Here is a 16,531-nt window from a genome sequence, read left to right as displayed (position 1 = left end):
GCATGAAAAAATGGTTATTTACAGTACTATTTGGTTCTGCGCTAGTGCTCGGTGCTTGCGGCGGTGGTGGAGATGACGGTGGTAATGAAGAGCCAGCAGATAATGGTGAAACAGACACCGAAGAGTCTACAGGAGATGACGCTGGTGGCTCAGTAGATACTGCTGCTGCTGAAAAGTTATATCAGAATAACTGTGCATCCTGCCATGGTGGTGACCTTTCTGGTGGAGCTGGTCCTGAGTTGTCAGCAATCGGTTCAACCTATTCTGCTGATGAAATTGCTGGAATCATTACTAATGGTAAAGATGGCGGTATGCCGGCATTTGAAGGTCAGCTATCTGAAGGAGATATTACAACACTTTCTTCATGGCTGGCAGAAAAGAAATAATGTGATTACTTAGCTACTACTAGCTTGTTTCTTATTCCAAGGGACAAGCTTTTTTTGCGTTTGTTTAAAAGAATAAGAAAAAATCCCCTTTCTAATGCATTAGTTTCGCCAAGCAAAGCCTATTGTTACGTAAATTTAAAGTTAATTACGGAATTGAAATAAAAATGTAATAATTTTTTCCCAAATTTTTTGCTGAAAAATGTTATAATATATATAATTATATGTTTAAACAAAGAAAAAGGGTGTGTAACCTATATTATTAACATGAAAAATCGACATCAAGAGCTACTAAATAAAGGTTAAAGGTGATACATAGATGATAAAAATGGAAAATATATACAAGACATATGCTAACGGTGTGACTGCACTTAATGGAATTAGTACAGAAATTGAACAAGGAGAATTTGTTTATATTGTCGGACCAAGTGGTGCTGGCAAGTCTACTTTTGTAAAACTTATGTATCGTGAAGTTAAACCTTCAGAAGGTACCATGATCATAAACGAAATAGATGTTAACAACATTAAAGAAAAAAATGTGCCGTATTTACGTAGGGATATAGGAGTAATTTATCAAGACTTTAAGCTGTTGCCAAGACTATCAGTCTATGAAAATATTGCATTTGCGCTCGAGGTTATTGAAGAATCACCCCGAAATATCAGGAAACGTGTAATGGATGTACTTGAACTCGTTGGGTTAAAGAACAAAGCACGTTTTATTCCTGATGAATTATCAGGCGGAGAGCAACAGCGAGTATCAATTGCTCGAGCTATTGTTAATCATCCCAAAATCGTTATTGCGGACGAGCCTACCGGAAATTTGGATCCGGAAACATCATGGGGAATTATGCGGACTTTTGAAGAGATAAATGCCAAGGGTACAACGGTTATCATGGCCACACATAGTAAAGAAATTGTTAACACGATAAAAAAACGCGTTATTGCTGTAGAAGATGGGCTGATCGTGCGTGACGAACAACGGGGTGAATACGGCTATGAAATTTAGAACAATGAAAAGGCATTTTAGAGAAGGCCTGAAAAACATATTCCGTAATGGCTGGATGACAGTAGCTTCGGTTGGTGCGGTAACTATAACATTATTACTTGTTGGAACTTTCCTTGCCTTGATGCTCAATCTTAATTATATGGCTGAGGGACTTGAAGAAGACGTTCAAATTGATGCATTAATCGAACGTACTGCAGATGAAGAACAAATTCAAAATCTCAGGGGTTCCATTAAAGAAATGGAAGAAGTTAAAAGTATTGAATTTTCCTCAAAAGACGAACAACTTGAACAATTAATATCAGGTATGGGAGAAGAAGGAAAATCATGGGAATTATACAAACAGGAAAATCCTTTAAGTCACGCATATATCGTTAAAGCTGAAGACCCGACTAATACAGCGACTTTAGCGCAAAAGATTAAGAATCTGGATAACATTCAGGAAGTTAATTACGGAAAAGATACTGTCCATCGTTTATTCCAGTTTAATGAATACGCACGTAATATAGGCTTAGCATTAATTGCAGGGTTACTATTTACTGCTATATTTCTCATTTCCAATACGATTAAACTTACAATAATGGCACGCAGTAAAGAAATCGGGATAATGAAGCTTGTCGGTGCTACGAATGGATTTATTCGCTGGCCTTTCTTTATCGAAGGAATGCTGCTTGGGGCGTTAGGTGCTATCATCCCAGTAGCCGCAGTTCTTACTGGATATTACTATCTTGTAAATAATTTAGGTGAAAAAATAACTTATAGTTTTGTAGATTTATTGTCATTTAATCCATTTGCATGGCAACTCTCACTCATCATTCTAGCTATTGGCGTTTTTATCGGTATGTGGGGAAGCGTCATGAGTGTTCGTAAGTTCCTTAAAGTTTAAAAAATAATATAATGTGTACATTTTCGAAGGGGGAAGAGGAAACAAGATGAAAAAAATAGTATTATCGATGTTAGTGATTATTTTATTTGCAGGTTCAGGTTTAGTTGATTGGCAGAAGGTATCCGCGGAATCAATTGAGGATCTAGAGAAAAAAGAGGAAAAAATAGAAGAAAAGAAAAATAATTTAAACAATAAAAAAGAAAATACAGAAGAAAAGATTGAAGAAAATCTCAATAAACAGGAATCTGTTGGTAACGATATCGATTCAATTAATCAACAACTTAGTGAAACAAGAAACAAAATTAAAACTAAAGAAAATAAAATCGCAGCAACAAACAATGAAATAGAAGATCTAAAACAACAAGTTAAAGAAATAAACCAAAAAATTGATAAGCTTAAAGAAGAGATTAAAGCAATGAAAAAACGGATAAAAGAACGTGAAAAAATGCTTAAAGATCGACTTCGTGCTATTCAATCAAATGGTGGAAACATGAAGTATGTGGAAGTGATTCTAGGTTCACGAAACTTTGGAGATTTTATCAGCAGAGCTTCAGCTGTAAATACGATAATGGATCAAGACAAGAACATTATGGAAAGACACATGGCTGAAAAGAAATTGATGGAAGAAAAGAAAGTAGAAGTTGAACAAAAAAAGGAAGAAATAGAACAAAAGAAAGCAGAAGTTGAAGAAAAGAAGGCTTCACTTGTAAGTCAAAAGGACGATCTTGAGTCATTAAAGTCCCAGCTAGACGACCAGATGGCAGAGAAAGAGAAGCTAATGGGCGAACTTGAAGAACAGCATAATCACTTGGAAGAGTATAAAATGAGTCTTGCTGAGCAAAAGCAAGTTTTAAATGACCAAGCAGCTGTTATAGCAAAAGCTAAGAAGTCAGCTTTAGCACAATTGGCAAAAGAGAAAAACTCTTCGTCTAACGGATCCGGTGGAAAACTTAGTGCTGGTGGAAGTGGAATTTTAAGTTGGCCAACTTCTGGAAGGGTTTCTTCTTATTTCGGTTCTAGAAGCCTTGGATATCATTATGGGCTCGATATTGCTGCATCAACAGGTACTACCATAACAACTGCTGCACCTGGTGTTGTAACAAGATCTGCTTATTCATCCAGTTATGGAAATGTTGTGTATGTTTACCATCCACAATATAATAAGTCAACTGTTTACGCACATATGTCCAGCCGATCAGTTGGACTTGGTCAAAATGTATCTTCAGGACAAAAATTAGGAGCAGTTGGCAATACTGGCCATTCATACGGGGCGCACTTACATTTTGAGGTACATAACGGACAATGGAGTTACCATGGTGGTTTAAACCCAATGTCGTATCTTAAGTAAAAGTAAATTCTTATGAATGTATTTGCATTTTGATTGCATAAACTATAATATTAAAGGCATCGCACATTACGGTGTGATGCCTTTTTAGATATTAAAGGTAAAAGCTAACAGTTGAAAGAACTAAATTGGCAGGGACATGCTATGAATGTAAGTCAGTTATGGTAGTCTTATATTTTAACTGCATAAGTGCAACTAAGAGACATGCCATTAAACAACGGCTAATGCCAAGTTTTCTAAAAAGTAGTACGACCCATCATCAAATACTTACAAGTTGGGGTGAAAGAATGAATCTTCGTAAGCAACATATTATAATCATATTATTTGCGGCCTTACTTTTGGGGTTTGCAGGTGCATATTTTGGTTTTAAATTAGCACAGCCTGATACGATTCCAGAACAGTCACAACAAACCAAAGTAGAAATACCAGGAACATCTCAGGAAACAAGTGCACCACCAGAGAACATTGAAAAGGTATCACAGGCATTTAATTTAATAAAAGAAAACTACCTGAATGACGTAAAAGATAAACAGTTAATTGAAGGTGCTATCCAAGGCATGCTGACAACGTTGGAAGATCCATACAGTTCCTACATGGATGTGGAAACTATGGAAAGGTTTAACGAAACAATTGAGTCTTCGTTTGAAGGCATTGGTGCTGAAGTTAGTTCAGTTAATGGGAAGGTAACAATTGTTGCTCCTATTAAGGATTCTCCGGCAGAAGAAGCTGGATTGAGGCCAAATGATCAGATCCTAAGTGTGGATGGTGAAAGTGTCGTTGGGATGGATTTGTATGAGGCTGTTGAAAAAATACGTGGAGAAAAGGGTTCAGAAGTTGTACTTGAAGTTCAACGGGCTGGTGTATCGGAACCATTTGATGTAAAAATTGTTCGCGATGATATTCCGTTGGAGACAGTGTATCCAGAAGTGAAAACTGTTGATGGGAAAAAGACGGGAATAATTGAGATAACAACTTTCTCTGAAAAAACAGCTGAAGACTTCTCAAAAGCGCTAAAAAATATGGAAGACAAGAATATAGAAGGTTTAGTAATTGATGTTCGAGGCAATCCAGGCGGGTTATTGACAGCAGTTGAGGATATACTCAAGAATTTTATTCCTAAGGATATGCCTTATGTACAAATTGAAAATCAAAAAGGTGAAAAATCCAAATCATTTTCGAAGCTTGAAGAGAAAAAACCATATCCAATTAGCATACTAATTAATGAAGGAAGTGCTTCAGCATCTGAAATTCTTGCGGTTGCAATGAAAGAAGCAGGCTATGATGTTATTGGTACTAAAAGTTATGGAAAAGGAACTGTCCAGCAAGCTGTTCCAATGGGTGACGGAAGTACAATTAAGCTGACCTTCTTCAAGTGGCTCTCACCAAAAGGTACCTGGATCCATGAAAAGGGTGTAAAACCAACTGTTAAAGTAGAACAGCCAGCATATTACTTTACAAATCCTGTTCAGGTTGATGAATCTATCGCCTACAATCATACAGGTGATAAGGTCGAGAATGTCCAGGTAATGCTGAAAGGATTGGACTATACACCCGGTAGAACGGATGGCTATTTCAGTAAGGAAACTGAAGAAGCAGTGCAAGCGTTTCAGGCTGATAATGACCTGGAAGTTACTGGTGAAATAAATAAAGATACTGCAGGTAAAATACAAGCAAAAATTGTTGAGAAAGTTCGTAATGGCAAAGATGACCGACAAAAGGATAAAGCATTAAATGTTTTATATGAATAAATATGGTGTCCGCGGGTAAATACCCGCGGATTTCCTTTTCCATAAAGATTGTAATTTTAGCAGGTATTTAATCGACAAATATCGAATATAGCTAGAGAAGACTATGTACTGCATTCGTGCTGGAAGGTGATTATATTGGCAGAAGATTGGTTTATTGAATTGGCAAAAGGTATAGGAAGAATTTTTTTGAATCCATTATTGTACTGGACAATCGTATTAATTTTACTAGCTGGATATATACGAATTCACAGGGAGCGAATAAATTTTGGGTTTAAATTATTTGATGTTTTTTCGGAATGTAAAAACACATGGGTCCTGTCCATATTATCAGGATTGTTCATTTCCATCGTATTTGTCGGCGCTGGAATGATTTTTTCTTATGAAACTATTCTGCTATTGGGTATAGTGACGATTGCACTAAGTATAACTGCGCGATTCACAATGCTTTCAGCAAGTTATACCATTGGTATTACATATTTAATTCTTTTATTGTTACCATTTCTTCTTGAAAATCAGAATGCTGTAAATAAAGAGTTGTTTTCGAATACAAACTTTATCGGATTAAGTTTTTTATTGGCTATTTTTCTAACGGTTGAATCTCTTTTATTAAAACGAAATACTCGCAATACAACCTTTCCAGATTTGGAACGTGGTCGTCGGGGAGTATGGACAGGTGTTCATCATGTTAAAAAGTTAAGTGTAATTCCATTTTTTGTGGTAATACCATCTGGACTTATTACACCAATTGTACCGTTTTGGCCGTATTTTGGGATGAATGGTGAGACATATAGTTTGTTGCTTGTGCCATTTTTACTTGGTTTCGATCATATTGTAAAAGGTAGTATTCCAGAAAAGGCTGCACTACAAATAGGCAGGTCTATTCTTATTCTGAGTTTGTTTGTACTCTTACTTGCAGTTGGAAGTATATATGTGGGCTGGCTATCGTTAGTTGCAGTTGTTTTAGCGATACTGGGCAGGGAATATATCAGCTATAAACATCGTCAATCAGATAAAGAAAAGCCAAATTATTTTAATAAGAATGAACGCGGATTAAAAGTGCTGGCAATTATCCCTGGAACCCCTGCAGATCGACTGGGAATCCTTGCTGGTGAGACAATTGTTAAAGTGAACCGAAAAAAAATAAATACGATGGATGAGTTTTATTATGGGTTACAGGAAAGTGGTGCATATTTCAAGCTGGAGATTATTGGTGATAATGGAGAAATCCGATATGTACAGAGTGCATTATATGAAGAGGATCATCATGAATTAGGAATTATCACCACAGGTAACCGCTACCGGGAGAATCATTCAAAAGCAAATTGATTATTAGATTAAATCACTTACACAGGTAATAAAGTGCTTTCAGGCACTTTATTACCTGTTTTTTATTCAGATAAAGAAGAAAAACACTATTATAACAGTAAAAACTAATAAAACTTATTTTTCACAAAATAAGTGAAAATCAGTGATTTGATTCACTAGTAAAGGGTTGTAATTTTCGTATGATAAACCCAATCGTTAATACTATCGACCTAGTTATTAATGATTATGTAACGTATATGGGAGGTTGTTTAATTTGGTACAAACAGTTGCTTGGATAGTCAGTTTATTCTTCATGCTTTTTGTTGTAGCAGTATTTAGTTTTGTCGCGTGGAAGTCAAAAGAAAAGAGAGAGTATGAGCCTATAAAGAAGAAATGGTATAAGGCACGTACATTCTATGGTATCACTTTAGTTTCTCTGATGTTGATTATTACTATTTATACGTTAAGAGAATTGCCTCATAATCAACCTGTTTACGGGGCAGAAGGAGATCCAACGATTGTCGATGTAGAAGCAATTCAATTTGGCTGGAATATGAGTGAAACAGAATTCTCAGTTGGTGAGCCCATCGAATTTCATGTAACAAGTAAAGATGTTAACCATGGTTTTGGAATTTATGACAAAGATATGAACATGATTGCCCAGACACAGGCTATGCCGGACTATACCAACAAAGTGTATATTACATTTGATGAACCGGGAACGTATGAAATTCTATGTCTGGAATACTGTGGTACAGCACATCATTTAATGAAAACAAAAATTGAAGTTAAAAAGTTGGAGGTGCAAATAGATGGAAACAACAATGAAATCTCGTAATAATCTGGTTGTGAGTTATATAACTGTTGGTGGAATTGTAATAATAGTCATGATGATTTTTGGTATTTTAATGTTATTAGCTCAAGGTGGAGTAATGGATTTACCTGCTGCTACATTTTATCAGTTTCTTACAATTCATGGAACCGGTATGATTGGCGCTTCAGCATTGGCGGCAGCTGGTGTCATGTGGTATTTTCTAAGCCATTATGTGGATTTATCAAAGAAGGTTATGGCAATAAATCTAGTGCTATTCCTTATTGGGGTAGTCATGGTTATCATTGGGGTATTTTCGTTTAAGTATGCTAGTTCATGGACATTTTTATACCCATTGCCAGCACTTTCTGCAAGTGCATGGGGAACTATTGGAGCATTGCTTTACCTATTCGGTATGCTTATTTTAGGAATGGGTTTCTTATTATTTTATTTGGATTCCGGGAGAGCTATTATAAAAAAATGCGGCAGTCTCGCGAAAGGTTTGGGATGGGATGTTATCTCTGGTGAAAAGTCAGAGAAAGATGCGCCATCCGGTGCTGTTGTTGCAAGTCGTCGACGCTACTATTGTTGTTAATCATGTTATGCATAATACAAAATGGGTTCCGGGTCACTTTCATATGTATATGGCACTCGGAGCATGCGCAATGATTTTTGGGTTCATGTATTTCCTTGCAAAAGAAGATAGTGCTATTAAAACAAATATTATGGATAAAATTGCATTTATCGCCTTTTCCCTATCCATTGTCGGATTAGGTGGATCATTCCTTGTGTCTGGAGCATTAAGTACGCCGAGAAGGTGGGCAACGCACATCCCTGAATGGATGGGGCCTGCTGTATTTGGCGCGTTTGCTGGTGTGTTTGCTATTTTATCTGTAACCGTGTTTGTTATTCACTTTATTCGCTATATTAATAAGCGAAACAAGGTGGGTTCAAGCAGAGATTTGAAAGACAAGAAACTGGCGTAACTTTAAAAGGGGGGTGATCTGATGCTACAGGCAAAATATGGATTACTTTTGTTCGTATTATTGATCATTCCACCTATACGAAATGTTATGGAGTCCGTAATGGTTGTCCATATGCTTGTGCAAATTCCATTACTGATTGTATCAGGGTGGTTGTTAGCCGGTTATTTTCAAAATAAGTTTCCTGGAATTTTTTTGAAATGGAATCATAACGGTGTTCCCGGAATTATATTGGTTGTGTTTCTTGTAATCTACTGGATGATTCCTCGCACTTTGGACGAAGCACTGAATATGTGGAATATTGAGCTATTCAAATTCATCAGCTTGCCATTTTTAGTTGGGATTGCGCTTAAGGATAGCTGGAAGAAACTTGCTTCTATTGGTAAAATTTTTATTATTTTTAATTTCATCCCCATGTTTGGTTTAATGGCATGGTTATATATAGACGTGCCCGTGCGCTTATGTAACAACTATTTGGAGGTTGAGCAAAAATTCCTGGGGTGGGGCTTTTTAATTATTACAGTAAGCATTGTTTTGTATTTGCTCCAAAATGTTTTTACCGATCATTCGGAAGGGACATAACTAGAAAAGTATCTCGGCAGGTCTGTTATTTGAGTCCTGCCGGGATATTTTTTTATTTAGTCTCTCTGTAAATTACGACACAGTAATTTTAGGATGTGCAAGGCTTAATTGCTAGGTTAGTTCAAATGACATTTTGTAATACTAGATAAAATATTACAACACGAAAAGAGGAACCGCAGAATAATCGAAGCGGATCCACATTCCGCTAAATAGCAGAAAAGGTGCTCTCGGAAGGGTGAGACGGATCCTCGTTCCGCTAATAGCAAAATATCCGCCAAATTTGAGGCGAAAATGACAAATAGCGGAATGAGGATCCAACCTAAGCTTAAATCGAGGGTTTTCAAGTTAAATAACGGATTGAGGAACCGCCAAATCAGTTCTTCACCAACAGGACCGAGGTATATGCTAATTATTACTTGATCCTAATGTTAATAGTATTTTCCTCTCAGAAAACTCACCCCTTTACTTTTTCCCGGAATGTTCATTTACACACAAACTAAGCTTATAATATTATTTAGAAATACACTTACATAAAGAATTTACACTATATTTACTATTGACATAGATTGTTCATAAATTCACAAAGATTAGTGATTTGAATCACATGTAGGGATATCGGCCTATCGTAAACTTAGGTTGTAAGGGAGAGACAGTACACATGAGTAATAAGTGGATAGTCGCTCCCAATATTAATACTAATAAAATATTAAAGAGGGGTGTTTTGAATGTTTTTAAAAAAGTTAGGAGCAATTGTTATTGTACTGGTTTTATCTCTATTAATTACTGCATGCGGGTCAGATCAAGTGAAAAAGGATAATTCAGATGCGGAACAACAAGAGGACATAACGGTTCATGCTCAAGCTAAACAAAAGACAGAAACACCAGAAACTGAAAACATTGGACCACACGAAGGTATCAACCAAGACCCAATACCAATTAACGTAGAGCGTGTAGGTGAACATGAAGTTAATATTGAAATGACATCTCAGATTACTGATGTTGAACTTGATAAAGGCAAGATGTACAAAGCATGGACATTTAATGGAACAGTTCCTGGCCCAGTCATTCGAGTTCAGGAAGGAGATAAACTGACATTTACGCTCAAGAATATGGATCCTAAAGTAGATCACTCTATTGATTTTCACTCTGTATATGCTGCTCCAAACAAAGATTTTACAGACGTAAAGCCAAATGAGTCAGGAACATTTAGTTATGAAGTAGGTTCTCCTGGAGTTTACATGTACCATTGTGCAACAGAACCTGTTTTACAGCATATTGCAAATGGAATGTATGGAACAATGATTGTTGAGCCAGAGGGTGGATATCCAACAGATAATGAAATTGATAAAGAAATTACAGTTGTTCAAAGTGAGTTTTATAAAGATGGTGATTACAGTGAAATGTTAAATGGTGAGCCTGAATATGTTTTATTTAACGGAAGCAGCCAAGCTGTAAAAGGAGAAATGATTCAAGCAAAAGTTGGCGATAAAATACGAATTAATTTCCTTGATGCTGGACCAAATGAAGTTTCTAGCTTCCATGTAATTGGTTCTCAGCTTGAAACCGTTTATGTTGATGGTGACCCTAGAAATGTACTCGAAGGCCTACAAACAGCAATGGTTCCGGTTTCTGGCTCTATTGTTGTTGAATTCACAGTTAAGGAAGCAGGTATTTATCCTTTCGTAACACATGCATTTGATCATGTTACAAAAGGAGCACTAGGACAGATTGAAGTTACGGAATAGGGTTAAAACAGTTACAGGCTATAATAAAGGCTCCTGCTCGTATTCGAGCAGGAGCCTTTAACATTGGATTAAAATTCCTTCTATAATATTGCTTTTAATTAAGCAAACTAGATAAAAAAGAAGGGGAAATAAGATGAAGAGCTATATATTGGGTGTTTGGAATGCAATTGATCCTATTTATTATAATGTTTCAAGGCTTCATTACGTACCTGACAATGATAAGCGCAACACATTATTTCGGGTCAGACTTACAAGATACAAGGGAACAAAAGTAATACTTAAAGATGGAACAGCAATTCAAAAAAATGACCTGCTACTGAAGATACACTTGCATAATGTACGGATGTTAAGTGACCTTAGGCCAATCAGCAGTGACATTAAGCGAGCGGTTCTTTTTTATCACATGATTAAAGAGGCACTTCCCATCTTATCCCGATATGTTCTATCGCATGACAAGAATAAAGAAATTAAAGGAATAATAGGAATTACTACATTATATCGTGGTGCCAATCGACTTGGTTTTGAAACAGTTCCTATTAAAAACCCCTATTACCGACTTTATAAGAAAGTGACATTTCTGCCAATAAATCATATAGCAAATGCATCATACCAGGCAATTCCAGCATATTTGTTTATGTCGAAAGAGACTTTGTATGAGAAATATAGTGTGCATTAACCTGCTTGTGACCCAATAGCAACATCATGAAAAGTTATTTCAGGTCTGCTGCCAACACGGATATTCAGACCTGTCTGACCAAGACCCTCACTAATATAAAAGGGCGTGCTGTTATGCATATGCAATCCTTTAATAACGTTACTGCGTGCAAGTTTTCCCATTTTTGCAAGGTGGTATGCCTTCGGGTAACAAATTTGTCCGCCATGGAAATGACCAGCCATTAAATAGTCAAACACAAATTCTCGCATTTCCAGTACAACAGTAGGATCATGTGTCAGCACAATATTTTTACCTTGCTCAACCTGTTTATAGGCAAGGGGAATGTTGCTCCGATTTGTACTATAGTCGTCAATTCCAATAACATTTATTGCTTCACCATTTACTGAGATAGTCTCACTTTCATTCTGCAATACATGGACATTATTATCCTTAAGCAACGATTTAAGCTCATTCAAGTCACCACTTTTCAGCACATAATCATGATTTCCGAATACCGCATATGTGCCATATGCAGGTTGGAGGCGATTTAGCACATGCAAATATGGAAGTAATTTTGGTATAGAGCGTTTACGGTCCAGGAAATCGCCGGTTAAAGCGATCATATCAACAGTTTCATTCTCAAGTTTGTGTGCCAGTTGCATTGGGGTTAACGAGATGTTTTCAAGGTGTAGGTCGGATAGGTGAAGAATTGATAATGTTGAATTGTCCTTTGTGGCTGACTCAGATGCTATATTGATTTTATTTATTTTAATATCCTGGGTATTTTTATATGCTTTAAAAATCAGAAGGCTAATTAAAAAGATAACGATTGTAATTAATAGATAAGTCATCGTAATTCTCCTTTCTCTAACGAATAAAAGTATAACATGCTGACGGTGACTCTATCATTGGTAATTGAAGCCAAATGGAGGCAATGAAATGGATCAGAAGAAGGCTTTGTTTTTACCCTTTATGCAAATCCCTACTGGACATCATCATGTTGCTGATGCATTGATGAATGAGATTCAAACATCCCATAAGGATATCGTGTGTGACAAAGTAGACATCCTGTCGTATAGCTATGGAGGAATGGAAAAAGTCGTTTCGTCAACATATCTAGCATGGATTAGAAAGTTTCCGGATGTTTATGACTGGCTGTATAAACAGGCAGCATATAAAAAAACAACACCACATAACCGTCAATATCTATATGAAACAATGTTCACTTATTTTTTTAAAAGGCTAACCAATCAGCAAAACCCCAGTGTTCTATTTTGTACCCATGCACTTCCATCGAATATTGCAAGTATTTTAAAAAAGAAGAATAAGTTACAATCCATTACGGTAAACGTATATACGGATTTTTTTATAAATCGAGTATGGGGAATCGATGGAATTGATTTTCATATGGTTCCAACGATTGCTGTGAAAGAATACTTGTTAAAGAGAGGAGTCCCTTCAAGTCGGATCTTTGTAACAGGTATACCAATTCATCCGGCATTTCACCCGAAAAAAAGTCAACAATCAGCAAAAGGAAGGATAGCAGTATTATTAACTGGTGGAAGTCTTGGGGTCGGTGCTATCAGTAAATTGCTTAATTACTCTCAATCGGACAGGATTCATTATTACGTTTTATGCGGAAAGAACAAACTACTGTATGAACAGTTACTAAAAGAAGACAAGCCAACTGTAACGCCGCTGCCATATATTACAAGCAAAGGTGAAATGAATAAATTATATGATAATGTGGATGCAGTATTAACAAAGCCCGGTGGAGTTACAATCAGTGAATGTTTAATGAAGCGGAAGCCAATATTTGTTTATGATCCATTACCAGGACAGGAGAAAATTAATGTTGATCAGCTGAAACGAATAGGTGTGGTATCTACGGTTAATTTTGAGGATAAGTTACTGGAACCGCAAATTTTGGAGTTTTTCAGTGACGAAAAAAGACAGTGTATCTACAGACAGAAGGTTGATGCATATCATCGGAATTTAGACGAAAGGCCACTGTCAATGTTGATTGAGGAAATACTACAAAAAAAACATTAGCTGTAGCAGCAAATGTTTTCTGGTCGGCGGTTATAAGTGTGACTTTTCATTTACCAATAAGGGTTTGCGAGTGCCTGCTTTATTTTACTTCTGCAGAAAACTCTTTATGGCCATGGATTTCCTCTTTTTTAACATGAACATTAACAATATGTGTTCCGCTATTTTTAAAGGTTGTTGTAGTTTCATACGTGCCAGGAGATGTTTCACTCATGTCAATCCATTCATGATTCTCCTTATTTTTTTGCCAATTCTCCAACGTTATGGAAGCATTCTTCAACACTTCCTCTTCCTGTAATACTTCAACCTCAAATGTAGCTTCTTTTCCAGCCGTTATTTTCTCGGGCTGCTGCAGGTTTATTGATAAATGTGAATGACTCTTGTCTGCCTCTTGCTTATTTTTATCTTCTTTGGTAGTTGTTTTTACATCACCAATAGAAATCTCCGCTTTTGGCATTGTATGCATAGTACGTGCACTAACGTGTGACTGGACATGGTATACACCAGCTTCATCAAATGATTTTTGTACAGTATATTCCCCGTCACCAGTGTGTTCTGCTGCAATCATTTCACTTTTATCTTTTAATCCATCTTTCCATATTTCAAACTCCACTTCACTAGCATCTTCAACAGGTTTGTTATCCTGTGTTACCGTCACAGAAAAGGTTATATCCTGATCTTTGTCAGCTTTTTCAGGAACATCAAGTTTAGCATCAATTGCCTTCACAACATCACCAGATGCGCCTGTATCAGTATCTTCACTTTGACCACATGCTGCAAGAACGATTATGATGAATAGTAATGTCATCATTTTTTTCATATATAAAATCCTCTCTAAAACCTATGTTACCCTGATTATAAGTTATCTCACCTGGCGAAACAATATATTACGTGTGAAACCTTTGTGAATGATTTTTCATAGATTAAAACGGGTATAATGTAGTAGTAGACAGGTAAGCAAAAATATCGAATATTTGTTCGCTAATATGTTAAAATTAGATAATAAATATGGTAAACTAGTAAGCAGAGTGATGAACGGAGGTTTGCTTTGTGGAAAATCAATTTGATCTTGTTGCACAATATGAACCAAGTGGTGATCAGCCACATGCTATAAAAGAAATAGTAGAAAAGGTAAAATCAGGGCAGCGCCATCAGACGTTACTGGGAGCAACCGGTACCGGGAAAACATTTACGGTATCGAATGTTGTTGAGGAAATTAATCGTCCAACGCTTGTGATAGCACATAACAAAACGTTGGCAGGTCAATTATATAGTGAATTTAAGGAATACTTTCCAAATAATGCAGTTGAATATTTTGTCAGCTATTATGATTATTATCAGCCAGAAGCATATGTACCATCAACAGATACGTTTATTGAAAAAGACGCAAGTATTAACGATGAAATTGATAAACTGCGCCACTCAGCGACATCATCTTTGTTTGAACGAAGAGATGTTTTAGTTGTTTCAAGTGTATCCTGTATTTATGGTCTAGGTTCACCGGAAGACTATGAAAGTCAGGTACTCTCATTAAGAATGGGGATGGAAAAAGACCGGGATCAGCTCTTACGTGACTTAGTTGATATTCAGTACGCACGAAATGATATTAATTTTCAACGTGGGACTTTCCGCGTTCGTGGTGATTCTGTTGAGGTAATCCCTGCTTCTAAAGAAGAACATTGTATTCGGATTGAATTTTTCGGTGATGAGATTGACCGGATCCGTGAAGTAGATGCGTTAACTGGTGAAATTGTAGGTGACCGTGAACATGTAGCAATTTTCCCAGCTTCCCACTTCGTTACACGTGAGGAGAAACTTAAAAAGGCAATTGTTAATATCGAAGCAGAACTTGAAGAACGCTTAAAGCTGCTCCGTGCGGAAAACAAGTTACTGGAGGCGCAACGGTTGGAACAACGCACAAATTATGATGTGGAAATGATGCATGAAATGGGCTTCTGTTCAGGGATTGAAAACTACTCACGGCATTTAACTTTTCGTGAAGAAGGTGCAACACCCTACACATTACTTGATTTCTTTCCGGATGATTTTTTAGCTGTAGTTGATGAATCACATGCTACACTTCCTCAGGTCCGTGGAATGTACAAAGGTGATAGAGCACGTAAACAGGTGTTAGTTGATCATGGATTTCGCCTGCCGTCAGCGCTTGATAACCGTCCATTAATGTTTGATGAATTTGAGAAGGCGACAAATCAGCTTATTTATGTATCGGCAACGCCAGGACCATATGAGATCGAGCATTCACCTGGGGTAACCGAACAAATTATACGTCCGACCGGTTTGTTGGATCCGGAAATTGACGTCCGGCCAATTGAGGGTCAGATTGATAACCTGATTGAGGAGATTAATAAGCGTTCAGAGCGAAATGAACGTGTTTTGGTGACGACACTGACGAAAAAAATGTCAGAAGATTTAACGGACTATTTAAAGGAAATTGGAATCAAGGTAGCTTATTTACATTCGGAAATAAAGACGTTAGAGCGAATTGAAGTTATCCGTGACTTACGTGTCGGTAAGTATGATGTTCTTGTTGGTATTAATTTGTTACGTGAAGGACTCGATATACCTGAGGTTTCATTGGTTACTATTTTGGATGCAGATAAAGAAGGATTCCTGCGTTCTGAACGGTCGCTAATCCAAACAATGGGGCGTGCAGCGCGAAATGAAAATGGCCAAGTTGTGATGTATGCTGATCGTATTACAAATTCGATGCAGTTAGCTATTGATGAGACAAACCGACGTCGTGAGAAGCAAAAAGCATATAACGAAAAATACAACATTACGCCAACAACCATTCGAAAAGACGTACGTGATGTTATTAAGGCAACTGTAGCATCTGAGGAACAGGAAAGTTATTCAGAGAAAACCAAGAGTATTGCGAAATTATCTAAAACAGAGAAATCTAAAGTTATCGAGAATATGGATAAAGAAATGAAGGATGCAGCAAAAGCACTTGATTTTGAGAAAGCTGCGGAGCTTCGTGATATAATACTTGAACTTAAAGCGGAAGGATGACCT

Annotated in this window: 16 protein-coding genes; 14 read left to right on the top strand and 2 right to left on the bottom strand. The window is 36.9% G+C overall.

Annotated elements, in window-relative coordinates; genetic code table 11:
* The first annotated feature begins 2 nt into the window (after positions 1 to 2).
* The 12 genes from cccB to ACTWQM_RS00535 all read left to right on the top strand — a co-directional run bounded on the left by cccB (position 3) and on the right by ACTWQM_RS00535 (position 11,467).
* Positions 3 to 386 (top strand): cytochrome c551, encoded by a 384-nt coding sequence (gene cccB, locus ACTWQM_RS00590; protein WP_443256229.1) that lies wholly within the window; start codon positions 3 to 5, stop codon positions 384 to 386.
* A 316-nt stretch (positions 387 to 702) separates the two neighbouring features.
* Positions 703 to 1,389 (top strand): cell division ATP-binding protein FtsE, encoded by a 687-nt coding sequence (gene ftsE, locus ACTWQM_RS00585; protein WP_443256228.1) that lies wholly within the window; start codon positions 703 to 705, stop codon positions 1,387 to 1,389.
* Positions 1,379 to 2,272 carry a permease-like cell division protein FtsX gene (ftsX, locus tag ACTWQM_RS00580; RefSeq protein WP_443256227.1) on the top strand — a complete coding sequence of 298 codons (894 nt, stop codon included), beginning with the start codon at positions 1,379 to 1,381 and terminating at the stop codon, positions 2,270 to 2,272. Before ftsE ends, ftsX begins: the two co-directional genes overlap by 11 nt.
* A gap of 46 nt (positions 2,273 to 2,318) precedes the next feature.
* Entirely contained in the window at positions 2,319 to 3,620 is a 1,302-nt protein-coding gene (locus tag ACTWQM_RS00575; RefSeq protein ID WP_443256226.1) for a murein hydrolase activator EnvC family protein, read from the top strand.
* A gap of 284 nt (positions 3,621 to 3,904) precedes the next feature.
* Entirely contained in the window at positions 3,905 to 5,365 is a 1,461-nt protein-coding gene (locus ACTWQM_RS00570) for a S41 family peptidase (RefSeq protein WP_443256225.1), read from the top strand.
* A 135-nt stretch (positions 5,366 to 5,500) separates the two neighbouring features.
* A complete protein-coding gene (locus tag ACTWQM_RS00565) occupies positions 5,501 to 6,691 on the top strand; it encodes a PDZ domain-containing protein (protein WP_443256224.1) in 1,191 nt (396 codons plus the stop codon).
* A gap of 253 nt (positions 6,692 to 6,944) precedes the next feature.
* Positions 6,945 to 7,508 (top strand): cytochrome C oxidase subunit II, encoded by a 564-nt coding sequence (locus ACTWQM_RS00560; protein WP_443256223.1) that lies wholly within the window; start codon positions 6,945 to 6,947, stop codon positions 7,506 to 7,508.
* Positions 7,483 to 8,076 carry a cbb3-type cytochrome c oxidase subunit I gene (locus tag ACTWQM_RS00555; RefSeq protein ID WP_443256222.1) on the top strand — a complete coding sequence of 198 codons (594 nt, stop codon included), beginning with the start codon at positions 7,483 to 7,485 and terminating at the stop codon, positions 8,074 to 8,076. The genes ACTWQM_RS00560 and ACTWQM_RS00555 overlap by 26 nt, the downstream gene beginning before the upstream one ends.
* Positions 8,006 to 8,467 (top strand): cbb3-type cytochrome c oxidase subunit I, encoded by a 462-nt coding sequence (locus ACTWQM_RS00550; RefSeq protein ID WP_443256221.1) that lies wholly within the window; start codon positions 8,006 to 8,008, stop codon positions 8,465 to 8,467. The genes ACTWQM_RS00555 and ACTWQM_RS00550 overlap by 71 nt, the downstream gene beginning before the upstream one ends.
* A gap of 21 nt (positions 8,468 to 8,488) precedes the next feature.
* Positions 8,489 to 9,046, top strand: coding sequence for a hypothetical protein (locus ACTWQM_RS00545; RefSeq protein ID WP_443256220.1), 558 nt, complete (start codon positions 8,489 to 8,491; stop codon positions 9,044 to 9,046).
* A gap of 725 nt (positions 9,047 to 9,771) precedes the next feature.
* Positions 9,772 to 10,791: a multicopper oxidase domain-containing protein gene (locus ACTWQM_RS00540; protein WP_443256219.1), complete on the top strand. Its 1,020-nt coding sequence runs from the start codon at positions 9,772 to 9,774 to the stop codon at positions 10,789 to 10,791.
* A gap of 133 nt (positions 10,792 to 10,924) precedes the next feature.
* Positions 10,925 to 11,467: a YkoP family protein gene (locus ACTWQM_RS00535; RefSeq protein ID WP_443256218.1), complete on the top strand. Its 543-nt coding sequence runs from the start codon at positions 10,925 to 10,927 to the stop codon at positions 11,465 to 11,467.
* Here the strand turns inward: ACTWQM_RS00535 and ACTWQM_RS00530 are convergent.
* Positions 11,464 to 12,297 (bottom strand): metallophosphoesterase, encoded by an 834-nt coding sequence (locus tag ACTWQM_RS00530; protein WP_443256217.1) that lies wholly within the window; start codon positions 12,295 to 12,297, stop codon positions 11,464 to 11,466. The two genes, ACTWQM_RS00535 and ACTWQM_RS00530, sit on opposite strands and share 4 nt — an antisense overlap.
* An 88-nt stretch (positions 12,298 to 12,385) precedes the next feature.
* Between ACTWQM_RS00530 and ACTWQM_RS00525 the strand changes: the two genes are divergently transcribed.
* Entirely contained in the window at positions 12,386 to 13,498 is a 1,113-nt protein-coding gene (locus tag ACTWQM_RS00525; protein WP_443256216.1) for an MGDG synthase family glycosyltransferase, read from the top strand.
* Positions 13,499 to 13,577: 79 nt separating this feature from the next.
* Here ACTWQM_RS00525 and ACTWQM_RS00520 read toward each other — a convergent pair whose 3' ends face one another.
* Positions 13,578 to 14,315, bottom strand: a complete 738-nt coding sequence (locus tag ACTWQM_RS00520; RefSeq protein WP_443256215.1) for a FixH family protein — start codon at positions 14,313 to 14,315, stop codon at positions 13,578 to 13,580.
* A gap of 230 nt (positions 14,316 to 14,545) precedes the next feature.
* On the opposite strand from ACTWQM_RS00520, the gene uvrB reads away from it, so the two are divergent.
* Positions 14,546 to 16,528, top strand: coding sequence for an excinuclease ABC subunit UvrB (gene uvrB / locus ACTWQM_RS00515; RefSeq protein WP_443256214.1), 1,983 nt, complete (start codon positions 14,546 to 14,548; stop codon positions 16,526 to 16,528).
* Positions 16,529 to 16,531 lie beyond the last annotated feature (3 nt).

This window comes from Virgibacillus sp. L01, assembly GCF_052246775.1.
Classification (GTDB): domain Bacteria; phylum Bacillota; class Bacilli; order Bacillales; family Amphibacillaceae; genus Lentibacillus.
The sequence above is the reverse complement of the archived record's forward strand: the minus strand, read 5'-3'. Positions and strand labels throughout refer to the sequence as shown.